At 67.6% G+C, this 21,914-nt stretch carries 22 protein-coding genes; 10 read left to right on the forward strand and 12 right to left on the reverse strand.

All coding sequences use genetic code 11. The features are described 5' to 3' along the window. Positions 1-51 precede the first annotated feature (51 nt). The gene (locus tag ACFQZY_RS13125) at positions 52-1,374 is read left to right on the forward strand and encodes a hypothetical protein (RefSeq protein ID WP_377416450.1); all 1,323 of its coding nucleotides are present in this window, start codon (positions 52-54) and stop codon (positions 1,372-1,374) included. 94 nt (positions 1,375-1,468) lie between these two features. On the opposite strand, the gene ACFQZY_RS13130 is transcribed toward ACFQZY_RS13125, so the two are convergent. After that, complete coding sequence (locus ACFQZY_RS13130) at positions 1,469-2,587, reverse strand: porin (RefSeq protein ID WP_377416452.1); 1,119 nt, start codon at positions 2,585-2,587, stop codon at positions 1,469-1,471. Positions 2,588-2,882: 295 nt separating this feature from the next. Here ACFQZY_RS13130 and coq7 point away from each other — a divergent pair, with 295 nt between their 5' ends. Next, positions 2,883-3,500, forward strand: a complete 618-nt coding sequence (coq7, locus tag ACFQZY_RS13135) for a 2-polyprenyl-3-methyl-6-methoxy-1,4-benzoquinone monooxygenase (RefSeq protein ID WP_377416454.1) — start codon at positions 2,883-2,885, stop codon at positions 3,498-3,500. Between the two features lie 25 nt (positions 3,501-3,525). Here the strand turns inward: coq7 and ACFQZY_RS13140 are convergent, their stop codons facing one another. Beyond that, positions 3,526-3,978: an OsmC family protein gene (locus ACFQZY_RS13140; protein WP_377416456.1), complete on the reverse strand. Its 453-nt coding sequence runs from the start codon at positions 3,976-3,978 to the stop codon at positions 3,526-3,528. A gap of 438 nt (positions 3,979-4,416) precedes the next feature. Between ACFQZY_RS13140 and ACFQZY_RS13145 the strand changes: the two genes are divergently transcribed. Further along, positions 4,417-5,436: a porin gene (locus ACFQZY_RS13145; RefSeq protein WP_377416458.1), complete on the forward strand. Its 1,020-nt coding sequence runs from the start codon at positions 4,417-4,419 to the stop codon at positions 5,434-5,436. Between the two features lie 143 nt (positions 5,437-5,579). Then, the gene (locus ACFQZY_RS13150; protein ID WP_377416460.1) at positions 5,580-6,254 is read left to right on the forward strand and encodes a DUF3047 domain-containing protein; all 675 of its coding nucleotides are present in this window, start codon (positions 5,580-5,582) and stop codon (positions 6,252-6,254) included. A gap of 52 nt (positions 6,255-6,306) precedes the next feature. On the opposite strand, the gene ACFQZY_RS13155 is transcribed toward ACFQZY_RS13150, so the two are convergent. Together ACFQZY_RS13155 and zwf are read right to left on the reverse strand one after the other, a co-directional pair. Further along, positions 6,307-7,155 (reverse strand): MurR/RpiR family transcriptional regulator, encoded by an 849-nt coding sequence (locus ACFQZY_RS13155; RefSeq protein ID WP_377416462.1) that lies wholly within the window; start codon positions 7,153-7,155, stop codon positions 6,307-6,309. A 13-nt stretch (positions 7,156-7,168) separates the two neighbouring features. Next, positions 7,169-8,635, reverse strand: coding sequence for a glucose-6-phosphate dehydrogenase (zwf, locus tag ACFQZY_RS13160; protein WP_377416464.1), 1,467 nt, complete (start codon positions 8,633-8,635; stop codon positions 7,169-7,171). A 140-nt stretch (positions 8,636-8,775) separates the two neighbouring features. On the opposite strand from zwf, the gene tal reads away from it, so the two are divergent. The 3 genes from tal to ACFQZY_RS13175 are packed head-to-tail and all read left to right on the forward strand — an operon-like array spanning position 8,776 to position 11,646. Continuing rightward, positions 8,776-9,723 (forward strand): transaldolase, encoded by a 948-nt coding sequence (gene tal / locus ACFQZY_RS13165; protein WP_377416466.1) that lies wholly within the window; start codon positions 8,776-8,778, stop codon positions 9,721-9,723. Position 9,724: 1 nt separating this feature from the next. Then, entirely contained in the window at positions 9,725-11,320 is a 1,596-nt protein-coding gene (gene pgi, locus ACFQZY_RS13170; RefSeq protein ID WP_377416468.1) for a glucose-6-phosphate isomerase, read from the forward strand. Then, complete coding sequence (locus ACFQZY_RS13175; protein WP_377416470.1) at positions 11,317-11,646, forward strand: DUF805 domain-containing protein; 330 nt, start codon at positions 11,317-11,319, stop codon at positions 11,644-11,646. Before pgi ends, ACFQZY_RS13175 begins: the two co-directional genes overlap by 4 nt. Before the next feature lie 119 nt (positions 11,647-11,765). Here the strand turns inward: ACFQZY_RS13175 and groL are convergent, their stop codons facing one another. From groL to ACFQZY_RS13195, 4 genes are all read right to left on the reverse strand, one after another. Continuing rightward, the gene (groL, locus tag ACFQZY_RS13180) at positions 11,766-13,409 is read right to left on the reverse strand and encodes a chaperonin GroEL (RefSeq protein ID WP_377416472.1); all 1,644 of its coding nucleotides are present in this window, start codon (positions 13,407-13,409) and stop codon (positions 11,766-11,768) included. Positions 13,410-13,450: 41 nt separating this feature from the next. Continuing rightward, complete coding sequence (gene groES / locus ACFQZY_RS13185; protein ID WP_377416474.1) at positions 13,451-13,741, reverse strand: co-chaperone GroES; 291 nt, start codon at positions 13,739-13,741, stop codon at positions 13,451-13,453. A 212-nt stretch (positions 13,742-13,953) separates the two neighbouring features. Then, complete coding sequence (locus ACFQZY_RS13190; protein WP_377416476.1) at positions 13,954-15,147, reverse strand: ABC transporter substrate-binding protein; 1,194 nt, start codon at positions 15,145-15,147, stop codon at positions 13,954-13,956. Between the two features lie 17 nt (positions 15,148-15,164). Beyond that, entirely contained in the window at positions 15,165-15,422 is a 258-nt protein-coding gene (locus ACFQZY_RS13195) for a hypothetical protein (protein ID WP_377416478.1), read from the reverse strand. A gap of 80 nt (positions 15,423-15,502) precedes the next feature. On the opposite strand from ACFQZY_RS13195, the gene ACFQZY_RS13200 reads away from it, so the two are divergent. Beyond that, the gene (locus ACFQZY_RS13200) at positions 15,503-15,787 is read left to right on the forward strand and encodes a hypothetical protein (RefSeq protein ID WP_377416480.1); all 285 of its coding nucleotides are present in this window, start codon (positions 15,503-15,505) and stop codon (positions 15,785-15,787) included. Between the two features lie 20 nt (positions 15,788-15,807). On the opposite strand, the gene ACFQZY_RS13205 is transcribed toward ACFQZY_RS13200, so the two are convergent. Both ACFQZY_RS13205 and gspF read right to left on the reverse strand, forming a co-directional pair. Then, entirely contained in the window at positions 15,808-16,704 is an 897-nt protein-coding gene (locus ACFQZY_RS13205; RefSeq protein WP_377416482.1) for a 5'-nucleotidase, read from the reverse strand. Beyond that, the gene (gene gspF / locus ACFQZY_RS13210) at positions 16,705-17,931 is read right to left on the reverse strand and encodes a type II secretion system inner membrane protein GspF (protein ID WP_377416484.1); all 1,227 of its coding nucleotides are present in this window, start codon (positions 17,929-17,931) and stop codon (positions 16,705-16,707) included. It abuts the gene before it with no gap. 107 nt (positions 17,932-18,038) lie between these two features. Here gspF and ACFQZY_RS13215 point away from each other — a divergent pair, with 107 nt between their 5' ends. Both ACFQZY_RS13215 and ACFQZY_RS13220 read left to right on the forward strand, forming a co-directional pair. Continuing rightward, positions 18,039-19,307 (forward strand): class I SAM-dependent methyltransferase, encoded by a 1,269-nt coding sequence (locus tag ACFQZY_RS13215; RefSeq protein WP_377416486.1) that lies wholly within the window; start codon positions 18,039-18,041, stop codon positions 19,305-19,307. A gap of 6 nt (positions 19,308-19,313) precedes the next feature. Next, on the forward strand, positions 19,314-19,637 hold the full coding sequence (locus ACFQZY_RS13220; RefSeq protein WP_377416488.1) for a DUF1840 domain-containing protein: 324 nt from the start codon (positions 19,314-19,316) through the stop codon (positions 19,635-19,637). A 75-nt stretch (positions 19,638-19,712) separates the two neighbouring features. Here the strand turns inward: ACFQZY_RS13220 and ACFQZY_RS13225 are convergent, their stop codons facing one another. Together ACFQZY_RS13225 and ACFQZY_RS13230 are read right to left on the reverse strand one after the other, a co-directional pair. After that, positions 19,713-20,717 (reverse strand): tripartite tricarboxylate transporter substrate binding protein, encoded by a 1,005-nt coding sequence (locus ACFQZY_RS13225; RefSeq protein WP_377416490.1) that lies wholly within the window; start codon positions 20,715-20,717, stop codon positions 19,713-19,715. Positions 20,718-20,871: 154 nt separating this feature from the next. Further along, positions 20,872-21,861 carry a tripartite tricarboxylate transporter substrate-binding protein gene (locus tag ACFQZY_RS13230; RefSeq protein WP_377416492.1) on the reverse strand — a complete coding sequence of 330 codons (990 nt, stop codon included), beginning with the start codon at positions 21,859-21,861 and terminating at the stop codon, positions 20,872-20,874. Between the last annotated feature and the right edge of the window lie 53 nt (positions 21,862-21,914).

The raw sequence follows: 21,914 nt of genomic DNA on the forward strand, positions 1-21,914 counted from the left end.
GACAAAAATGAATGAGTGCTCGCCAGAAAAGCTTGAACAGGGAATTAAGACGTGTCTCAGGGAGTCAGCAGGGTCATCGGGGCGTTCGCCACCCCGTCCAACGACGAGGTGTTCCGCGCCTCGCGGGGACGGACGGTGCCCATCCCGGAGAGCCTGACCTCCGTCCCCGGTTACCCGGAGAAGCTCCGAATCTACAGGATTGAAGCCAGCCGTTTCTGGCAGGTACGCTGCTGGTTCAGCGGCAAGACCTACAGCAAGAGCCTGCGCACCACCTCCAAGAAGAATGCGCTGGTGCTGGCGAAGCGATTCTTCGATGTGACCTCGGCGCAGATCCACATGCTGCGGGACACCGGCCAGGAGGCCGGCGCGGTGAACTTCGCCCAGGTCGCGGAAAAGCTCTTCAACCAGGAAGCCGCGCGCCAGCAGCGTGGCGAGTTCAGCCGCGGCTCGCTGATGGTGATGCGCAACCGGCTCGACGCGCACATCCTCCCCGAGCTGGGCAGTGCGCCGGTGAAGGGGCTGGGCTACGTGGCCCTGCAGCACTTTGCCGACCGCCTGGGCCAGCAGGGCTTCACCACCACCACGATCTCGCAGTACCTGGTCATCGTGCGCAAGATCCTGAAGCTGGCGCGCCACCTGGGGCACCTGGGCGAACTGCCGGAGTTTCCACGCATCCGAGTCACGGCCACGCCGCGCGGCGGCTTCAGCATTGCCGAGTACCGCCAGCTCCTGCGCAAGTCGCGGGCGCTGGTCGGCCAGCCGCACCCCGTGCTGGCCCGCCTGGGCCCGAACGAGCGCTTCTGGATCGCCCGCGAGCTGCTGCTGATGCCGCAGGACATTCCGTGGGTCATCGGCTTCATGGTCAATACCTTCGTGCGGCCAGGCGACATCAAGCTCATGCGGCACCGCCACATCGAGGAGATCCGCGGGCGCCACATGTACCTGCGAATGAACCTGCCCGAGACCAAGCGGCACGACAAGCCGGTCGTGAGCATGCGCGCGGCGGTCCGCATCTTCCGGCAGATCCAGGCCCGCAACGCGGCCAACGGCTACGGCGGCCCGGACGATTTCCTTTTCCTGCCGCAGTTGTCGAACCGTGAGCACGCGCTGGCCGTGATGAACCAGCTCTTCCAGTGGGTCATGGCCGAGTGCGGCATGACCAAGGGGCCGCAGGGCCAGACGCGCACGCTCTACAGCCTGCGCCACACGGCCATCACCTTCCGACTGCTGTACGGACAGGGCATCGACATGCTGACCCTGGCGCGCAATGCCCGTACCAGCGTGAACATGATCGAGCGGTTCTATGCCTCTTCGCTGAGCGGCGAGATGAACGTCGGCCTGCTGCACAGCCGTCGCCAGGCCGGGCAGGGCTGAAGCGCCCTGCTTCGCGGGCCCAAAGAAAAACCCCGCCGTGTCGCCACGGCGGGGTTTTGTTCTATGTGTCTAACCGACGGAGTCGGTCAGGCGATTAGAACGTGTGGATCACGCCCAGGATGTTGGACGACTTCTTGTCCACGCCACCGGTGGCGGCGTCCTTGGTCTGGCCGGAGTAGAAGTAGGCGGTGGTGCGCTTGCTCAGGGCGTACTGAACAGCGAACTGGGCCTGCTTCAGGTCTTCGGTCTTGGCGCCGACGGAGTTGGTGGTCTCAGCCTTGCCGGTGGTGGCGATCAGCTTGAAAGCGCCGACGGGCACGGTCACGCCCAGCTGGTAGGCCTGGTACTCACGGGCGGCAGCACCGGCGTCGCCGTTCTTGCCGTCGTTGTAGGTACCGGTCAGGGCCAACATGCCGAAGTCATAGCGAGCGCCCACTTGGGTCAGCTTGCCGGTCTTGTCGACGATGGCGGTGTTGCCAGCAGCGGTGCCGTTCTTGTACTCGGTGTAGGCAACCTTGACCGACAGGGCGCCGGCGTTGTAGTTGGCCAGGATACCGGTGCGCTTGGCGTGCACTTGGGTGTCGGCGGCGTTCTTGCTCTCGAAGGTGTCGAGGCTGGTGGCAGCGCCGTACTGCAGCTGGGCGGAGAAGCCGCCGAAAGCCGGGGTGATGTAGGTCAGGCCGTTGGCACGGGTGCCGCCGACGGCAGCGTTGCCGTAGGTGTGGGCGGAGTCGGCGCCGTTGGTGCCCTCGGAGCCGGCGTTGAAGCCAGACAGGGTCGACAGCTCGTACAGGTTGGTGTACTGGTAGCCGGCACGGACTTCACCGAACTTGCCAGACAGACCGACCCAGCTCTGACGGTTCAGGCTGGTGGCGGAACGGCCGGTGGTGGCGCCAGCGGCAGTCGTGTCGATCTGGGGGGCCGAGGTGGCGGTGCGATAGTTGGTCAGCTGCGAGCTGGTCGGGGAGATACCTTGCTCGATCACGAAGTTGGCCTTCAGGCCGCCACCCAGGTCTTCCGTGCCACGGAAGCCGAAACGGGGGCCGGCGACGGCGCCGTCAGCAACGCCGTTGGCCTTGACGGTGGTCACGCCAGCGTCCTTGTAGGTCTGGGCCTTGTAGCCGATGTCCATCACGCCATACAGGGTGACGGAGGATTGGGCAAACGCGCCGGTGGCTGCAAGGGCAGCCAAAGCAACTAGAGATTTTTTCATGCAAGTTTCTCCAAGGTTAAACATGAGGCGCCGGCGCTGGAGGTGCTGTGAACGACCTCTTTCGCGCCCCGGGCCAACCTCCTTCACGGAAGTTGACGCTATTCAATCAGAGGGCCTCGGTAAGGCGCAAAGAATTTGCGCTCGGCAGGGTTTCATCGTTGCAGGCGGACAACAGACCCCCTTTCTGGGCTCGTGTGCGCCACGGGTAAACCCTTGATTTTTCAGGAGAAATTGCAACTTTCTGTTTATGGTCAGGCTTCGATCAGGCATCGGCGGCCGGCGTAAACTCGCCTGCATGGATGCCGCCATCAGCGCACTCGACAGCGCCTTGCGCACGCTGTTCGCCCGCCCCCGTTCCCAGCGCCCCAGCCCGGGTGCGGGGGTCCCCCCCCCCGATCTCTCACCGGCTCAAAAGCGCGAGGCCGCGGCACTGATGCGGGTCAATCATGTAGGAGAGATCTGCGCGCAGGCCCTGTACACCGCCCAGGCCCTGGCGACGCGTGACCCGGCCTTGCGCCGCCATCTGGAGCAGGCTGCGCGCGAGGAAACGGACCACCTCGCCTGGACCTTGGAGCGCATCGAAGCCATGGGCGATCGGCCGTCCCTTCTCAATCCGCTGTGGTACGCGGGCGCATTCGGGCTGGGCTTGCTGGCGGGGCGATTCGGGGACCGGGTGAGCCTGGGGTTCGTCGTCGAGACGGAGCGCCAGGTCGAGGCGCACCTGGATTCCCATCTGGAGCGCCTTCCCGAGAGCGACGCACTCTCGCGAGCGATCGTGTCGCAGATGAAGCTCGATGAGCGCGAACACGCGGACCAGGCACTCGCCGCCGGGGCGGTGGCGTTGCCCGCGCCTGTCCGCGGAATGATGCGGGCCGCCGCCAAGGTCATGACGACCACGGCCCATTACGTCTGACGATGTAGTTCTTTAGCTCGGTCCGTCAGGCTACTTCGACAAGGTCGAAGCCAGTCGTGATCTCTGCTGTCTTGCCAATCATGATGCTGGCCGAGCAATACTTGTCATGGCTCATGGCAATGGCCCGCTCGACTGCGGCGGCGGGGATGCCCTTGCCAGTGACCGTGAACTGCATGTGCAGTTTCGTGAAGACTTTGGGATCACTGTCTGCGCGTTCGGCGCTGAGCTTGACCGAGCAGCCACGCACATCGTGGCGTCCGCGCTTGAGGATCAGGACCACGTCGTAGGCAGAACATCCGCCCGTGCCCGCCAGAACGGTCTCCATGGGGCGCGGCGCCAGGTTCAGGCCGCCGTTTTCCGGTTTGGCCGCGTCAGGTGCTCCGTCCATCATGAGGACGTGCCCGCTTCCCGTTTCCGCCAGGAAACCCATGCCCGAGCGCGCGCCCGTGGTCCCCGTCCAACTTACCGTGCATTCCATTCCGACCTCCTTGGGATCATTTCGGTTGAGCTAAATCAATTCAGCGGCTGATAGCCGGGATTTTGCACTTGCTGTGCTGCAACGCAGCACGTACCGGGCTATACTGTGGCCACGCTTGAATTAGTGATGCTGATTCAGGCACTGATTGTCTCCTCCACCTCTCCTTTGGTGGATTTAGCCCCCGGATCGCAAGGCCCGGGGGCTTTTTTCTGCCTGATCCGGTAGCAGTTTCACACTGCACCGGTTCCAAGTCATGGCGGACGAGACCTGCAAGTGCTTGATTCATAAGCTATCCTTGCTCGACAGTTGAATTACGGCAGTCGTTCACTCAGCACTGTCGAACTGAAAGCCCCCCAGCCCATCCGGTGGTCGGGGCCTCTTTTCGAGGGAAACAGCCCGCCGGGCGCAGGCTGCTCAACCTTAAAAAGCCTAGCTGCTTTGGCCGCCCTAACGGCAACCTCGGTTTTTGCCCAGTCCTCCGTCACCCTTTCCGGCCAGATCGATGTCGGCTTGAGCAACCCGATCGGTGCCGACCGAACCCGCATCGACCAGTCCGCCAACGGCGCCAACCAGATCGTCTTCAGCGGTTCCGAAGACCTGGGCGGTGGGCTCAGGGCCACGTTCCGGCTTGCTGAGCGCTTCAGCCCCGAATCCGGCCTCAACGACGGCAGCAATGCCAACCGGCCCCTGTTCCAGGGGGAGTCCACCGTCGGGATCGCCGGCACCTTCGGCGCCCTGCGGATCGGACGTGCGCTCACCGCGTTCCAGGGGCCCATCAACAATACCGACCCCTGGGGAACCCTCCAGCAGGCCTCCCTCGCCGTCCTGACCACGGCTTACGCCAGCGCGCCCGACAACTACGCCTTCACCCCCGGCGCCGGCGGCGTCGCCACCCTCACGGGAACCGGGGGCAACCTCGGCCGATCCGACGGCATCTTCTACACAGCGCCCAACTGGAATGGCTTCGGCGGCGCACTGACCTACGGCCCCAAGAGCACCCAGGTCACCGGCCTGGTCACCACCGGCGACAAGGCCCTCCTGAGCGGGTGGCTGTCCTACGGCGCAGGGCCCATGTCGCTGGCCATCGGCGCTGAACGCAATCGCATCGGGGATCGCATCGCAGCTGTCCAGGGCTCCTACAACTTCGGCTTCGCCACCCTGGGCGGCACTTACGCGCAGACCGATTACGACGCCGCGGGCGCAGCAGACCGCCGCAGCTTCAACGTGAGCGCCGTCGCCCCCATGGGCGCCTTCACGCTGAAGGCCGGCGTCGGCCGCAGCAAGCTCAAGGACGGACCTTCCACCGTCCGCAAGATCGGCCTGGGCGTTGACTACAGCATGAGCAAGCGCACACTTATCTACACGTCTTGGGCCCGGGACAACGGCGTGAGCGCCTCCACCGGTCTGTCCGCGAGCCCGAAGACTGGCTTCGACATCGGCATCCGCCACAACTTCTGACCTAGCCCTTCAGGGTGTAAGCCCATGCCCAGGGGTGAGACAATCACCCCATGGGACTCATGGGGATGTCGTTGAAGACAGGGGCTGCTGCGCTCCTGGTGGCCGTCTTGGCCGGCTGCGCGTCTGCGCCGCCGGCCGTTTCCGTGGGCTCATCGCCCTGGGCCAGCCACGACACCACCGACCCGCGGGGCGAGGCGGCTTGGGAAGACTACCGCTTCCCAGGCAAGACGCCCACTCGCTTCGCCTATGAGCGCAAGGACGGACGCGACGCGCTCTCAGTGCTCGCGCAGTCGTCCGCCAGCATGAAGCGACAGCGCGTGCGCGTGGCGCCCGAAGATCTGGGCTCTGTCCGATTCTCCTGGAATGTCCCTGCCCTCATCCCCGGCGCCGACATGGCGCGCCGGGACGCGGAAGACTCCCCGGTGCGTATCGTGCTGGTGTTCGAGGGTGACCGTTCCCGCTTCTCGCCGCGTGACGCCATGCTCTCCGAACTGGCGCGCGCCTTGACCGGCGAGGAGATGCCGTACGCGACCCTCATGTACGTCTGGTGCAACCAGCGCCCGGCCGGTACCGTGATCGAGAACCCGCGTACCAGCCGCATCCGCAAGCTGGTCGTCGAGTCCGGCTCGGGCAACCTCGGTCACTGGCTGGACTACGAGCGCGACATCCGTGCCGACTACGAGCGCGTGTTCGGCGAGGCGCCCGGCGCGCTGGTGGGCGTGGGCATCATGACCGACACCGACAACACCGGCTCCGTCGCCCGCGCCTGGTACGGGCCGCTGAGGTTCACGCCGACCGCCCGCCTGGCCGCGCGCTGAGCGCCCGGACGCCGCGTTGCCGAGCCTGGTCGGCCGGGGGGACCGGCGCGGATCACGCGTAACGCTTGTTCCGCAGGTTGTTCTTCATTTCCTTGAGCATCGGCTGCAACTTGTCACCGCCGATTCGCAGCGCCACGCAGGTCGCCAGTACGTCGATGATCAGCAGGTGCAGCAGGCGCGACACCATGGGGCTGTAGCGGTCATAGCCTTCCGGGTGGTCCGCCGCCAGGTGGATGTGGCCAGCAGTGGCCAGGGGCGAGCCGGTGGCCGTGATGACGATGGTGGTGGCGCCCCGGCGCTTGGCGATGTCGCAGGCGTCCATCAGGTCCCGGGTGCGGCCGGAGTTGGAGATCACCACCACGCAGTCGCCCGGCCCGAGCAGCGAGGCGCTCATGACCTGCAGGTGGCCGTCGCTGCAGGCCGCCGTGTGCAGGCCCAAACGGAAGAACTTGTGCTGGGCGTCCAGCGCCACGATGCCCGAGTTGCCTACGCCATAGAACTCGATGCGCCGGCTCGTGCGCGAGGTCGAGGCGAGCGCGTCGACCGCGCGCTCGATCGCATGGGCCGAGGCATCGTTGCGGTACTTGAGGAACGCAGCGACGGTGTTGTCGATCACCTTGACCATCACGTCGGCCGGCTTGTCGTCCGCGTCGACGCTGCGGTGGATGAAGGGCACGCCCTCATTCACGCTGCCGGCGAGCTTCAGCTTGAAGTCCGAGAGGCCGTCATAGCCCATGCTGCGGCAGAACCGGACCACGGTGGGTTTGCTCACATGCGCCCGGTCGGCGAGTTCGCTCACTGGCAGGGAGGCGAAGGCGCGCGGGTCGGCGAGGACCAGGCGGCCGACGCGTTGTTCGGCGGGGGCGAGGGAGGGCAGGGATGCCTTGATGCGATCGAGCATGCGGTGATGTGCCTCAGCGTTCTTCCGACCAGCAGTGGCCGTCACGCGCAATCATCGCACTCGAGGCGCTCGGACCCCAGGACCCGGCAGCATAGGGACGCAGGCCGTCGCGGTGGCCGCGCCAGTGATCGAGCAGCGGCTCGACCCAGCGCCAGGCCTCCTCCTGTTCGTCGCTTCGCACGAACAGGTTCAGGCGGCCGTCGATGACATCCAGCAGCAGCCGCTCGTAGGCGCCCACGCGCTCGGCGCCGAAGCGCTTGTCGAAATCCAGGTCCAGCTGCACGGGCGCGAGGTGCTGCGCGGCGGACCGGGCCGCGTGGCGGTTGTCCTGCCCCTGCGCCATCAGGTGCAGCTCGAGCCCGTCACGCGGCTGCAGGTTGATCACGAGGCGGTTGGCCGCACCGGCCGGCCCGCCGAAGATGGCGTGCGGCGCGGGGCGAAAGTTGACGACGATGTGCGCGTCGCGCGCCGCCAGGCGCTTGCCGGTGCGGATGTAGAACGGCACGCCCGCCCAGCGCCAGTTGGCGATCTCGGCGCGCAAGGCGACGAAGCTCTCCGTCGCACTGTCGCGGCCGACGCCCGCCTCGTCGAGGTAGCCCGGCACGGCCTCGCCGCCGACCCGTCCGGCCACGTACTGGCCACGGATCGCGTGCTGGTCCAGCGTCACCGGGGTCCAGGGCTTGAGCGAGCGCAGGACCTTGAGTTTCTCGTCACGGATCGCGTCGGCGTGGGCATTGATCGGGGGCTCCATCGCCAGGGCGCAGAGCATCTGCAGCGCGTGGTTCTGGACCATGTCGCGCAGCGCGCCGGTGCTGTCGTAGAAGGCGCCGCGCTTTTCCACGCCGAGGTCCTCGGCGATGGTGATCTGGATGTGGTCTATGTGTTCGCGGCGCCACAGCGGCTCGAACAGGGCGTTGCCGAATCGCAGCGCGAACAGGTTCTGCACCGAGGGCTTGCCGAGGTAGTGGTCGATGCGGAACACCTGCCTTTCGGACAGCACCGTGCGCACCGCCTCGTTGATGGCGCGGTTGGAGGCGAGGTCGTGGCCCAGGGGCTTCTCGAGCACCACGCGGGTGTGCGGCGTGTTCAGGCCGGCGGCTCCGATCTGCTCGCAGATGGTGGTGAACAGCGCCGGCGCGGTCGCCAGGTACATCACGACGGTGCGTGCATTGCGCTCGGCCAGGCGGGTCCCCAGGCGGGCGTAGTCCGCCGGGTTGGACAGGTCCATCCGCACGAAGGCCAGCAGGGCGGCGAAGCGGTCGAACTCCTCGGCGCTGGGGCGCTTGGACAGTTCGACATCGTCGAAGCGGGCGCGGATGAAGGCGCGGTAACCGTCGTCGTCGAGGTCGTCGCGGGCCACGCCGACGATGCGTCCGCCCAGGGGCAGGGTGCCATGGCGGAAGGCCTGGAACAGGGCTGGCATCAGCTTGCGCCAGGCGAGGTCGCCAGTGCCGCCGAACAGGACGAGGTCAAAGCTCATGGAGGTTGCGCGGAGTGGGGAAATCAGGCGAGAATGTAACTTGATTTCAGATGTTCGGCCACATCCCTGACTCATCGTCAGAGGAGAATGGGGCCTGAAGGTAACCGAATTACTCCCGTTTCGCCCGGATAATCCAGTCCATGAATCAACTCGAAGCGCTCAAGCAGCACACCACCGTGGTCGCCGATACCGGCGACTTCCACCAGCTCGCCCAGTTCCACCCTCAGGACGCCACGACGAACCCCTCCCTGATCCTGAAGGCGGTCCAGAAGCCCGAGTACGCGCCGCTGATGCAGGAGGTCGTGGGCCGCTTCCGCGGCCAGCCGCTGGATGAAGTGATGGACCGCCTGCTGGTGCGCTTCGGCTGCGAGATCCTGCGCCACGTGCCGGGCCGCGTCTCGACCGAGGTCGATGCGCGCCTGAGTTTCGACACCGAGGCCACCATCGCGCGCGCCGAGCGCATCATGGGCCTGTACCAGGCCGAGGGCGTGAAGCCCGAGCGCGTCCTGATCAAGATCGCCTCGACCTGGGAGGGTATCCAGGCCGCCGCGCGCCTCGAGCAGAGCGGTATTCGCACCAACCTCACGCTGCTGTTCTCGTTCTGCCAGGCGGTGGCCTGCGGCCAGGCCCAGGTGCAGCTGATTTCCCCCTTCGTGGGGCGCATCTACGACTGGTACAAGAAGGCCGCCGGCCCGGCCTGGGACGAGGCGGCGAACGCCGGCGCCAACGACCCCGGGGTGAAGTCGGTGCGCCAGATCTGGCAGTACTACAAGCGCTTTGGCATCGACACCGAGGTGATGGGGGCCAGCTTCCGCAACACGGGCCAGATCGTGGCCCTGGCCGGCTGCGACCTGCTCACGATCAGTCCCGACCTGCTGGCCCAGCTGGCCGCCTCCGAGTCGCCGGTCGTGCGCGCCCTGGACCCGGAGCAGGCGCAGGCGATGGACCTGGCCGAGGTCACCTACGACGAAGCCGCCTTCCGCTACGCCCTCAACGACGACGCCATGGCCACCGAGAAGCTGGCCGAGGGCATCCGGGCGTTCGCCGCTGACGCGGTGAAGCTCGAGCAGCTGATGAAAGCGGTGTGACATGGGCGGCGTGGACCTGAGCACCTTCGCGCGCTGTGACCGCACGCCCGCGTGGTCGGCCCTGGCCGAACGCCACGCGGCCTCGGGCCGCAGTTTCGACATGCGCCAGGCCTTCAGCGAGGATGCGTCCCGCTTCGAGGCCTTCAGCCAGGAAGCGCCTCATGTCTTCGCCGACCTGTCCAAGAACCTGATCGACCGCGGCACCGAGGCGCTGCTGCTGCAGCTGGCGCGCGAATGCGGCCTGGAGGCGCAGCGCGACGCCATGTTCGAGGGCGCCACGGTCAATGTGACCGAGCAGCGCGCGGTCATGCACTGGCTGCTTCGGTACCCCGGCAGCGGCGCGCAGTGGAAGCCGCAGGGCCTGGCCGGATTGTCCGGGCCGCGGGCCGAGGTCGACGCGACGCTGGAGGCGATGCTGGCCTACGCCGAACGCGTGCGCGCCGACGACGCCATCACCGACGTGGTGAACATCGGCATCGGCGGCTCCGATCTCGGGCCTCAGATGGCCGTCGTGGCGCTGGAGCGCTACGCCTCGCCGGGCCGCCGCATGCACTTCGTGTCCAACGTCGACGGCCACGAGCTCGACGGCGTGCTGGCGCGCCTGAAGCCCGAGAACACGCTGTTCCTGGTCGCTTCCAAGACTTTCACCACGCTGGAGACCCTGGTCAACGCGCGCTCGGCGCGCGCCTGGTTCGCCGCCCAAGGCGGCACCGACGTCGCCCGCCACTTCGCCGCCCTGACCACCAACGTGGCCGCGGCCGCGGACTTCGGCATCACCACCACCTTCGGCTTCTGGGACTGGGTGGGGGGGCGCTACTCGATGTGGTCGGCCATCGGCCTGCCGATCGCCATTGCGATCGGGGCGCGCAACTTCTGCGCCTTGCTCGCTGGCGCGCATGCGATGGATGCGCACTTCGCCACCGCGCCGCTGGAGCGCAACCTGCCGGCCCGCCTGGCCTTGCTCGATCTCTGGTACCGCGACTTCCACGGCTTCACCAGCCGCAGCCTGGCCGCTTACCACAGCAGCCTGCGCCGCCTGCCGGCCTATCTGCAGCAGCTCGAAATGGAGAGCAACGGCAAACGGGTCGATCGCCGTGGCGAGGTCGTGCCCTATGGCACCTCTCCGGTCCTGTGGGGCGAGGTCGGCACCAACGGCCAGCATGCCTACTTCCAGATGCTGCACCAGGGCACCGACGTGGTCCCGGTGGAATTCGTGGCTGTGCGCGAGGCGGCCCATTCGCTGCCGGGGCACCAGGAGCTGGTGCTGGCCAACGTCCTGGCCCAGGGCCAGGCGCTGATGCAGGGCAAGGCCGATGCCGGCGGGCACCGCCACTTCACCGGCAACCGGCCCAGCACCCTGCTGCTGCTCGAGCGCCTCGACCCGGCCAGCCTGGGCGCGCTGATCGCGCTGCAGGAGCACCGCGTGTTCTGCAGCGGCGCGCTGTGGGGCATCAACAGCTTCGATCAGTGGGGGGTGGAGCTGGGCAAGGTGTTGGCGAAAGACATCACCCCGCGGCTGGCCTCGGGGGATGTGGAGGGGCTGGACGCCTCCACGGCCGGGTTGCTGCGTCGATTGACGCGACAATCTGTCACATGAGCATCGTCCAGAGCGTCAAGCACTGCCTGTCCCATTACGCCACCTTCCGCGGCCGTGCGCGCCGTCCCGAGTTCTGGTGGTTCATGTTGTTTTGCGTGCTGGCCATCGGCCTGGCCGAGGGCCTGGTCGGCGAGGGCTTCAGCGGCCTGGTGACGCTGGCGCTGCTGCTGCCCACCTTCGCGGTGTCGGCCCGCCGCCTGCATGACATCGGCCGCAGCGGCTGGTGGCAGCTGGTGAGCCTGGTGCCCCTGGTGGGCGTGCTGGTGGTCCTGTACTGGTACGTGCAGCCCAGCGACGCCTACGAGAACAAGTTCGGCCCCGTCTGAGGCCGCCCGTCGAATCCCCCAAAGAACAAAGGCCGGGTCTCCCCGGCCTTTGTTCTTTGGCTGTCCTGGTGGGACAGGGCGCGGCGGCAAGCGCCTGAGCGCCTCCCGCCGTGCGGGCATTACATGCCCATGCCGCCCATGTCGCCCATGCCGCCGGGCATGCCGCCGGCCGCCGGAGCGTCGTCCTTCGGGGCCTCGGAGACCATGCACTCGGTGGTCAGCATCAGGGACGCCACGGAAGCGGCGTTCTGCAGCGCGGTGCGGGTGACCTTGGTGGGATCCAGGATGCCCATCTCGATCATGTCGCCGTAGGTGTCGTTGGCGGCGTTGAAGCCGTAGTTGCCCTTGCCGTTCAGGACGGCGTTGACGACCACGGAGGGCTCGCCACCGGCGTTGCCCACGATCTCGCGCAGGGGGGCTTCGATGGCCTTCAGGACCAGCTTGATGCCGGCGTCCTGGTCGGCGTTGTCACCCTTGATCTCGCCAGCGGCTTGCTTGGCGCGCAGCAGGGCGACGCCACCACCGGCGACGATGCCTTCTTCCACCGCAGCGCGGGTGGCGTGCAGGGCGTCTTCGACGCGGGCCTTCTTTTCCTTCATCTCGACTTCGGTGGCGGCACCGACCTTGATGACGGCGACGCCGCCGGCCAGCTTGGCCACGCGCTCTTGCAGCTTCTCGCGGTCGTAGTCGGAGGTGGCTTCCTCGATCTGGACGCGGATCTGCTTGACGCGCGCCTCGATGTCAGCGGCAGCGCCGGCGCCGTCGATGATGGTGGTGTTTTCCTTGCCCACTTCGATGCGCTTGGCCTGGCCCAGGTCGGCCAGGGTCACCTTCTCGAGGGTCAGGCCCACTTCTTCGGCGATGACCTTGCCACCGGTCAGGATGGCGATGTCTTCCAGCATGGCCTTGCGACGGTCGCCGAAGCCCGGGGCCTTGACGGCCACGACCTTCAGGATGCCGCGGATGGTGTTCACCACCAGGGTGGCCAGGGCTTCGCCCTCGACGTCCTCGGCGATGATCAGCAGCGGACGGCCGGCCTTGGCGACTTGCTCCAGGGTGGGCAGCAGGTCACGGATGTTGCTGATCTTCTTGTCGAACAGCAGCACGAAGGGGTTGTCCAGGAGGGCAGCCTGCTTCTCGGGGTTGTTGATGAAGTAGGGCGACAGGTAGCCGCGGTCGAACTGCATGCCCTCGACGACGTCGAGTTCGTTCTGCAGGGACTTGCCGTCTTCGACGGTGATCACGCCTTCCTTGCCGACCTTGTCCATCGCGTTGGCGATGATCTCGCCGATGGAGGTGTCGCTGTTGGCGGAGATCGAGCCGACCTGGGCGATTTCCTTGGAGGTGGTGGTGGGCTTGGAGGCCTGCTTCAGCTGGGCGATCAGGGCTTCCACAGCCTTGTCGATACCGCGCTTGAGGTCCATCGGGTTCATGCCCGCGGCCACGTACTTCATGCCTTCGCGCACGATGGCCTGGGCCAGCACGGTGGCGGTGGTGGTGCCGTCGCCAGCGTTGTCGGAGGTCTTGGAAGCGACTTCCTTGACCATCTGGGCGCCCATGTTCTGGAGCTTGTCCTTCAGCTCGATTTCCTTGGCCACGGACACGCCGTCCTTGGTCACGGTGGGGGCGCCGAAGGAGCGCTCGAGCACCACGTTACGGCCCTTGGGGCCCAGGGTGACCTTGACCGCGTTGGCCAGGATGTTCACGCCTTCGACCATGCGGGCGCGTGCTTCGCCGCCGAAAACAACGTCTTTAGCTGCCATTTGTCTAACTCCGAATTCGATTCAGTGGGGGTGACCCGGGATTACTTCTCGACGACCGCGAACAGGTCGTCTTCCTTCATGACCAGCAGTTCGTCGCCGTCGACCTTGACGGTCTGGCCGCTGTACTTGCCGAACAGCACGCGGTCGCCGACCTTCACGTTCAGGGCGATCAGCTCGCCCTTGTCGTTCTTGCGGCCGGGACCGACTGCCAGCACCTCACCCTGGTCGGGCTTCTCGGCGGCGTTGTCGGGGATGACGATGCCGGAGGCGGTCTTGGTCTCGTTTTCCAGGCGCTTGACGATCACGCGATCGTGCAGGGGACGAAGTTTCATGGGATCTCCTTGACTTCTGGGCTATTGAAGTGACATCAGAAAGCGCCAACCGGTCGTGCGACCGAGTTAGCGCTTTGGAATTACCCTGGGGCGTTGTTAGCACTCAGCCCCAGCGAGTGCTAATGATAGGGCCTTTCGGGACGGTTTCAAGCCGTCCCCGGGATGACCCTGAACGGGCCGGTGCTGCCGGCCCGTGCGCGCGTGGCGCCTGCTTACTTCCTGGCCGCGGCGGGGGCTGCGGCAGCCGGCCGGCTGCCGGTGTCGATCGGGCCGTTGAGGGGCGGCAGGTTTTCGATCACGACCTGGCGGCCGTTCTTCACCTCCACCAGGAAGCTGTCGCGGTCCAGGTCGCCCTTGTCGTCGAAGCGGACGTCCATGATGACCCCGGGGTACTTCTTCGCGCTGATGACCAAACCCTTCATGGCCTGCGCAGTCGCCTTGCGGTCCACCTTGCCGGCTTTCTCGATGGCGGCCTTCAGCGTGTACACGCCCATGTAGCCCTTGATGCCGTTGTGGTCCGGGATGTACTTGTACGCCTGGTAGAACTTGCCCTTGAAGGCCAGCATCTCGGGAATGGGCGCGTCCACGGTCAGGCCCACGTGGGCCATGGCGCCGTTGGCGGCGTCGCCGGCCAGTTCGATCACCCGCTGGCCGGTCAGCGTGGTCTCACCCAGGATGGGCTTGTTCCAGCCCTGCTTGCGGAACTCGCGCAGGATGCGGGCGGACTCTTCCTCGGTGACGTAGACGAACACCGCGTCGGCGCCGCTCTGCCGGGCGCGGATCACCGCGGCCGAGAAGTCCACCTGCATCGGTTCGGTGGAGATGTCGGCGACGATCTTCGTGGCCGACCCTTCCAGGTTCTTGATGATCGCGTCGCGGCCGCCCTTGCCGAAGTCATTGTTCTGGTAGATCACGGCCAGGGTCTTGGCCTTGGTGGTGATCCACTTGGCCATCTTCGGGAAGCTGGTGGACTGGCCGAAGCTGGTGCGGAACACGTACGGGTTGCCCTGCTGGGTGATGGCGGAGGCTTCGCCACCGGTCCAGTTGGGCACCTCGGCTTTGCGGCTCTCGGCCATCGACACCATGATCGAGCCCGAATACACCGGGCCGAAGATCGCGAACGCGCCCTCGTCGATCGCCTTCTGCGTCAGGCCCTTGGCCACGCCCGGGTTGGTCTGCGTGTCCATGTCGGTGACCTGCAGCTTGCGGCCCAGGATGCCGCCCGAGGCATTGATCTCGTTGATGGCCAGACGCACCCCGTCGCGGAAATAGGTGCCCGGGGTCGTGCCGCCCCCCGACAGTTCCACGATGTTGAAGATCTTGATGGGCTCCTGCGCGTGGCTGGCTGCGGACAGCGCCAGGGCCACGCAGGCAGGGACGAGCTTGAGCAGGTTGCGCTTGTTCACGGTTGTCTCCGGTCGGATTAAAGTGGAATGGTGTTCTGAAATTGAATGTCGTTCCGATCGTCGCTGCACTGGCGGAATCGTACCGGCTCAGCTGAACGATGACTACTACCCGGATCGCACTTTTCGATGCTGGAGCCATCGGGAAAACCCACATTGACCGCCTCCTGCGGACGGAAGACCTCCAGCTGGCCGCCATCGCCGATCCCGCCGAGGCCGGCCGTGCGCTGTCGGCCCGCCGCGGCCGTACTGCGCTTCGCCAACGGCGCGCTGGGCACGGGGGGCTCTCGGATACGGCGGCCTCCCCTGGTGCTGGGACTTCTGCGCCGGCGAGCAGGACCCTTGCCCGCACCCGCCGGTGCAGTCCCACTTCATCAACGGCACCCATGGCTCGCTGTCGCTGCCGGACCTGTCGCTGTGGCACGACCAGGGCGACCGCAGCTGGCACGCCGAGCTCACGCGGGAGCAGACCGGCGTGCGCCAGGCCGACCCGTACATCCGGCCGCAGCTGCACTTCGCCGCGCTGGTCGCCGGCCGGGAGGCGCCCCTGTGCAGCGCGCTCGACGGGCCGCGGACGCTGCAGGCCACGCTGGCGGTGACCGAGGCCGCCCGGTCGGTGCCGGCCGTCCCCAGCGTGGGCTGACGCGAGAAGCCGGCCCGCGCTCAGGCGTTGGCGATGCCGCCGGCCACATGCCCGGCCGGCACATGCCGGGCGGCGTGGTTGACGTGACCGGTCTGGTCGTCGAAGAAGAAGTCGGGCTCGAACTCGCGCAGGAACTCGCCCTTGGGCAGGCCGCCGAGGAACATGGCCTCGTCGACCTGGATGTTCCAGTCCATCAGCGTACGGATGGCCCGCTCGTGCGCGGGCGCGCTGCGCGCCGTCACCAGCGCGGTGCGGATCTTCATGCGCGGCGTGCCGGCCTGCTGCAGCCGATGCAGCGCGGCCAGCAGCGGCTTGAAGGGGCCTTCGGGCAGGGGCTGGGCGATCTTGCTGGTCTCGTGCTGGACGAAGGCGTCCAGGCCCTGGGCCTGGTAGACGCGCTCGGCCTCGTCGGAGAACAGCACGGCGTCGCCGTCGAAGGCGATGCGCACCTCGTCGGGGTAGGCATCGCCTGCCGGCATGGACTCGGTCAGCACCCGCGCCGCGGGGAAGCCGGCGTTGAGCGCCTCGCGCACGTCCTCGGCGTTGGCCGAGAGGAACAGGTGCGCCCCGAGCGGGCGCAGGTAACGGAAAGGCGGCCGGCCCTGGGTGAAGACGCCACGCTCCAGCTTGATCTCGTTGGCCAGGCCGGAGCGGAAGATGCGCATGCCCGAGACCGGGTCATTGCGCGAGAGGATCACCACTTCCACCCGCTGCTGCCCCGGTTCGTTGAAGGCCATCAGCTTCTTGATCAGGGAGAAGGCGATGCCGGGCCGGGCCGGCAGCTCCAGGCGGTCGAGCTGCAGCGCCATGTAGGCGCCCGGGTCGCCGTCCTCGAACAGCCGGTTCTCCTCCTCGAAATCGAACAGCGCCCGCGAGGAGATCGCGACCACCAGCTTGTCCTGCAGCGTCACCGCCATTCAACGCACCCACTGATTGAGTTGGATGATCGGCAGCAGCACGGCCAGCACGATCAGCATCACCACGAGGCCCATGGCCACGATCAGCAGCGGCTCCAGCAGCGTGGCCAGCTGCATCGCCCGGCGCTGCACCTCGGCCGAAAGCTGGTTGGCGGCGCGCTGCAGCATCACCGGCAACTGGCCGGTCTGCTCCCCCAGCCGGGCGAACATCGACAGCAGCCCCGGGAAGCGCTTCTTCTGTGCCAGCGCCGAGGCCAGCGGCGCGCCTTCGCGCACCATCACCAGGGCGTCCATCGCGTCGGCGCGCATGGCCCGGTTGCTCAGGGTCTCGCCGGCCGCCTGCAGGGCCTTCAGGATCGGGACGCCCCCGGCCGCGAGCATGGCCAGGGTGCTGGCGAAGCGCGCCGCGTTGTAGCCCCGGGCGAGCCGGCCGACCAGGGGAAGCTGCAGCCAGGCGGCGTCATAGCGCTCGCGCAGCGCCGGGTTGCGCAGGGCCAGGCGCAAGGCCACGGCGCCCGCCGCCAGCAACCCCGCGGCCAGCCAGCCCCAGTCGCGCACGGCGGCGCTGATGGCGAGCATGGCGCTGGTCAGGAAGGGCAGCGCGCGCTTGGTGCCGGCGAAGACGTTGGCCACCTGCGGCACCACGTAGGTCACGAGGAACAGCACGATGACGATGGCCACGAGGGTGACGATGGCCGGATACAGCGCTGCGCCGACCAGCTTGGCCTGCAGGGCCTGACGCTCCTCGAGGTCGTCGGCCAGGCGCTCGAGCACGGTGCCGAGCTGGCCGCTGTGCTCGCCCGCGCCGACGACGGCGACGTAGATGTCGCCGAACTCGCGCGGGAATTGCGAGAGCGCCTTGGCGAACGCCGAGCCGGCATTCACCTCGGCGCGCAGCGCCGCGACCAGGGCGCGCTCGCGCTCGTTCGCGGCTTCCTCGGACAGGGCGGTGAGGGCCCGCTCCAGCGGCAGGCCCGAGGTGACCAGGCCGGCGAGCTGGCGGGTCCAGACGGCCAGCTGGGTGGCGTTGAAGACGGGCCGCGTGGTCCAGCGCGCCAGGCTGCCCGCCGCGGCCGCGACCTGGCCGGTGGCCACCGGCTGCACCTGCAGCGGCACCAGCGATTGCGCCCGCAGCAGGCCGCGCACCGCCTTGGCGGTGTCGGCTTCCATCACCCCCTTGCGGGTGGCGCCCTGTTCGTCCAGGGCCTCGAAGGAATACGCGGGCATGCGGCGATTATGGCCACGCGGCCCTGACACCACGCAGGCGCAAGTCGGGTCCTTGTCCTACAGCTGGGCCGATTGACGGTGTTTTCGGGCCGACGCAAGAATTTTGAATGGAAGCTCTTGTGCGTCGCATCGCCCCGCAGCTCGCCGGCGCGCCGGTCCGCGTCTCGGTGGTGCTGCCCGGCGGGCAGCGGATCGGGGATGGCTCGGCCGAGGTCGTCCTGCGGTTCCACGACTGGGGGGCGCTCGCCCACCTGGCCACCGGCCGCATCGGCGCGCTGGCCGAGGCGGTGGTCGAGGGCCGGGTGGACATCGACGGGCGCATGCGTGACGTGATGGAGGTCGCGGCCTACCTGTTGCCGGACAGCCCGGTGAGCCGCCGCTCGGACCGCTGGGCGGGCCAGTGGCAGCGCCTGCGGTCGATCGCGCTGCACACCCGCCAGCGCGACGCGCAGCAAATCCAGTTCCACTACGACGTTTCCGACGATTTCTACGCACTGTGGCTGGACCCGCGCCGGGTCTACTCCTGCGCCTACTACCGCAGCGCCGACATGCCGCTGGCCCAGGCCCAGGAGTCCAAGCTGGACCACATCTGCCGCAAGCTGATGCTTCGCCCGGGTGAGCGTTTCCTGGACATCGGCGCCGGCTGGGGCGGGCTGCTGCTGTGGGCAGCGGAGCATTACGGCGTGCGCGCGCAGGGCATCACCCTCTCGCGCAACCAGCATGCCCATGTGAGCCGGCTGATCGAGGAGCGGGGCCTGCGGGGCCGGGTGCGGGTCGACCTGCTCGATTACCGCGACCTCACCGAGGGCGAGGACGGGGGCTACGACAAGATCGCCTCGGTAGGCATGTTCGAGCACGTGGGCCAGGCCAACATGGCCCGCTACTTCGGCAAGATCGAGCGCCTGCTGCGACCCGGCGGGCTGGTGATGAACCACGGCATCACCGCCGGGGGCACCACGCCCGGACAGCTCGGCGCGGGCATGGGCGACTTCATCGAGAAATACATCTTCCCCGGCGGCGAACTGCTGCACGTGAGCCATGTGCTGCGCGAGATGGCGGACGCAGGGCTGGAAATGCTCGACACCGAGAACCTGCGGCCGCACTACGCGCGCACGCTGTGGGCCTGGTCGGACGGGCTCGAGGCGCGGCTCGACGAGGCGCGCCGGGTGCTCGCGGCGCAGGGCGATGCCGGGCGCGGCGAGCGCACCGTGCGGGCCTACCGGCTGTACCTGGCGGGCAGCGCCATGTGCTTCGAGCGGGGCTGGCTGTCGCTGCACCAGATGCTGGCGGCGCGGCCGGATGGCGAAGTGCCGGGCGGCACGCTGCGCGGCGCACAATCGGGTTATCCGTTCACCCGGGGGTACATGTACCCCTAGCCCGTCATGCTGTTCAAGTTCAAGTCCAAGGCCGCCGGCGACCTGGTGATGCTCGAGCCTACCGGCCGCCGCATCCTGAAGATCATCGGCAAGGACCCGTCGCCCACGGGCATCATCCAGCCGCCCGAGATGGCAGCCGCCGCCACGGCGCTCGAACGCGCCGTCGCCGAGGAGGAGGCGCAGCAGAAAGCCGCGATCGAGGAAGCCCGCGCCAAGGGCGAGCCGCCGCCGCGCTTCGAGGCCATCAGCCTGCGCCAGCGCGCGCATCCCTTCATCGAGATGCTGCGCCGCTGCGAGAAGGCGGACCGGGAGATCGTCTGGGGCGTCTGAGGCGCACGGCCGAGGCGCCCGTAACGCCTGGGGTGCCCCGTTGCCCGAGGCGCGCCTGGCCCGCCGGCGGCGCGATCAGTCGACCTTCGCGCCCGACACCTTGACCACCTGGGCCCACTTGCGGTGCTCGGACTCGATCAGCTTCGCGAACTCCGCGGGGGTGTTGCCGCTGGGGATGGCGCCCTGAGCCAGGAGCCGCTCCTTCATCGCCGGCGTGGCCAGCGCCTTGGCCGTTTCCTGCTGGACCCGCTGGATGATGTCCGCCGGCGTGCCTGCCGGCGCCAGCAGGCCGAACCAGGAGGTGGCCTCGAAGCCCTTGAGGCCGGCGGCCTCCTCGATCGTCGGCACATCGGGCAGGGCCGCGGAGCGCTCCAGGCTGGTGACGGCCAGCGCCTTGAGCTTGCCCGCCCTGATCTGCGCCATCGACGAGGGCAGGTTGTCGAACATCACGTCCATGTTGCCCGCGATCATGTCCAGCAGCGCCGGGCCCGAGCCGCGGTACGGGAAGTGGACCATGTAGGTGCCGGTCATGCTCTTGAACAACTCGCCGGCCAGGTGGATCGAGGTGCCGTTGCCGCTGGAGGCCATGTTCAGCTTGCCGGGGCGGGACTTGGCCACGCGGATGAAGTCCTGCACGCTGTTGACGCCCAGCGCCTTGGCCTTGTCGGTGCCCATGACCATGACGTTGGGCACGCCGGCCACCAGGGTGATCGGCGCGAAGTCCTTGAACGGGTCGTAGGGCAGCTTGTCGTAGAGCGCCCGGTTGATGCCGTGGGTGCCCACGGTACCCATGAGGAGGGTGTAGCCGTCGGCCGGCGACTTGGCCACCTGCTCGGCGCCGATGTTGCCGCCCGCGCCGCCACGGTTCTCCACCACGAAGGATTGGCCGAAGGCCTTGCTCAGCTCCGGGGCGAGCGCGCGCGCCAGGATGTCGGTGGTGCCGCCCGGGGCGAACGGCACGAGGATGCGTACGGGTTTGGTTGGCCAGGCGGCAGCCTGGGCCCACGCACCCGGCGCGAACGCGGCGGCAGCGAGCGATGCGAGGGCGAGCCGGCGGCGCGGCAGGTATTCGGCGGTCACGCGTTTCTCCTTGGGGTGTTGCTCTTGTCGGGAGCATCCTGCACCGGGCGGCCCGCTCCGCGCATCCGTGTAAACGGCAATCCGGCACGGCCATGAAAAAGGCCGCCCGGAGGCGGCCTCGAGGTCACGCGCGCACAGGCGCGGCGCGCCAGGCTCAGTCGGCGTAGACGCCGGCGGCCTTGATGATCGGGCTCCACTTGGCGATCTCGGCGGCGACGAACTTCTTGTGCTCGGCCGGGTCGCTGCGGCGGTCGGACACCACCACGGCACCCAGGCCTTCCTGCTTCTTGATGAACTCGGGGTCCTTCAGGGCGACCTTGAGCGCGTCGTTCAGCTTCTTCTGCACGTCGGCGGGCGTGCCCTTGGGGGCGTACAGGCCGTGGAAGACCGACACGGAGAAGCCCTTCAGGCCAGACTCGTCCAGGGTGGGCAGGTCCTTGAGCGCCGGGGTGTTGATGCGCTTGGGCGTGCTGACGGCGTAAGCCTTGACCTTCTTGCCCTCGATCTGCGAGGTGGTGTTGGTCGTCTGGTCGCACATCAGGTCGATCTGGCCGCCGATGAGGTCGGTCATGGCCGGGGCGGCGCCCTTGTACGGCACGGTCGTCATGTCGATCTGCAGGGCGTTCTGCAGCAGCAGGCCGCACAGGTGCGAGGCCGAGCCCACGCCGGCGTTGCCCAGGTTGACCTTGCCCTTGTTCTGGTTGATCCAGGCCACCACTTCCTTGAAGTTGTTGGCAGGCAGGGTCGGGCGGGCGACGAAGGTCATGGGCACGTCGTTGATCATGCCCAGGTACTCGAAGTCGCTTTCGACCTTGAAGGGAATGTTGCGCACCAGGGTGGGCATGGTGGCCATGCCGATGTGGTGCAGCAGCAGGGTGTGGCCATCGGGCTGGGCCTTGGCGACCTTGTTGGCGCCGATCGAGCCGCCGGCGCCGGCGGAATTGTCGATGACGATGGTCACGCCACCCAGCGGCTTGCGCATGGCTTCGGCGAGGTCACGTGCCACCCGGTCGGTCGGGCCGCCGGCGGTGAACGGGACGATGATCGTGATGGGCTTGTCCTTCGCGGGGAAGTCGGCAGCCTGGCTGCCGACGCCGGCCAGGGCCAGCACCGCCAGGGGGACGATCTTCATGAATGACTTCATCTGGGAAACTCCGGGGGATATATGACCCAAAGATGCTAGTCCATTCCGCCGGA

Source organism: Ramlibacter sp. GCM10027632 (assembly GCF_042675325.1).
In the GTDB taxonomy this organism is placed as follows: Bacteria; Pseudomonadota; Gammaproteobacteria; order Burkholderiales; family Burkholderiaceae_C; genus Ramlibacter.

Coding starts and splice junctions, on each gene's coding strand:
- zwf (WP_377416464.1), bottom strand. CDS start 8,635: ATGAGCTTTGACCTCGTCCTGTTCGGCGGCACTGGCGACCTCGCCTGG.
- ACFQZY_RS13140 (WP_377416456.1), bottom strand. CDS start 3,978: ATGGAATGCACGGTAAGTTGGACGGGGACCACGGGCGCGCGCTCGGGC.
- groL (WP_377416472.1), bottom strand. CDS start 13,409: ATGGCAGCTAAAGACGTTGTTTTCGGCGGCGAAGCACGCGCCCGCATG.
- tal (WP_377416466.1), top strand. CDS start 8,776: ATGAATCAACTCGAAGCGCTCAAGCAGCACACCACCGTGGTCGCCGAT.
- ACFQZY_RS13220 (WP_377416488.1), top strand. CDS start 19,314: ATGCTGTTCAAGTTCAAGTCCAAGGCCGCCGGCGACCTGGTGATGCTC.
- ACFQZY_RS13230 (WP_377416492.1), bottom strand. CDS start 21,861: ATGAAGTCATTCATGAAGATCGTCCCCCTGGCGGTGCTGGCCCTGGCC.
- pgi (WP_377416468.1), top strand. CDS start 9,725: ATGGGCGGCGTGGACCTGAGCACCTTCGCGCGCTGTGACCGCACGCCC.
- ACFQZY_RS13130 (WP_377416452.1), bottom strand. CDS start 2,587: ATGAAAAAATCTCTAGTTGCTTTGGCTGCCCTTGCAGCCACCGGCGCG.
- ACFQZY_RS13175 (WP_377416470.1), top strand. CDS start 11,317: ATGAGCATCGTCCAGAGCGTCAAGCACTGCCTGTCCCATTACGCCACC.
- ACFQZY_RS13155 (WP_377416462.1), bottom strand. CDS start 7,155: ATGCTCGATCGCATCAAGGCATCCCTGCCCTCCCTCGCCCCCGCCGAA.
- ACFQZY_RS13205 (WP_377416482.1), bottom strand. CDS start 16,704: ATGGCGGTGACGCTGCAGGACAAGCTGGTGGTCGCGATCTCCTCGCGG.
- ACFQZY_RS13215 (WP_377416486.1), top strand. CDS start 18,039: ATGGAAGCTCTTGTGCGTCGCATCGCCCCGCAGCTCGCCGGCGCGCCG.
- gspF (WP_377416484.1), bottom strand. CDS start 17,931: ATGCCCGCGTATTCCTTCGAGGCCCTGGACGAACAGGGCGCCACCCGC.
- coq7 (WP_377416454.1), top strand. CDS start 2,883: ATGGATGCCGCCATCAGCGCACTCGACAGCGCCTTGCGCACGCTGTTC.
- groES (WP_377416474.1), bottom strand. CDS start 13,741: ATGAAACTTCGTCCCCTGCACGATCGCGTGATCGTCAAGCGCCTGGAA.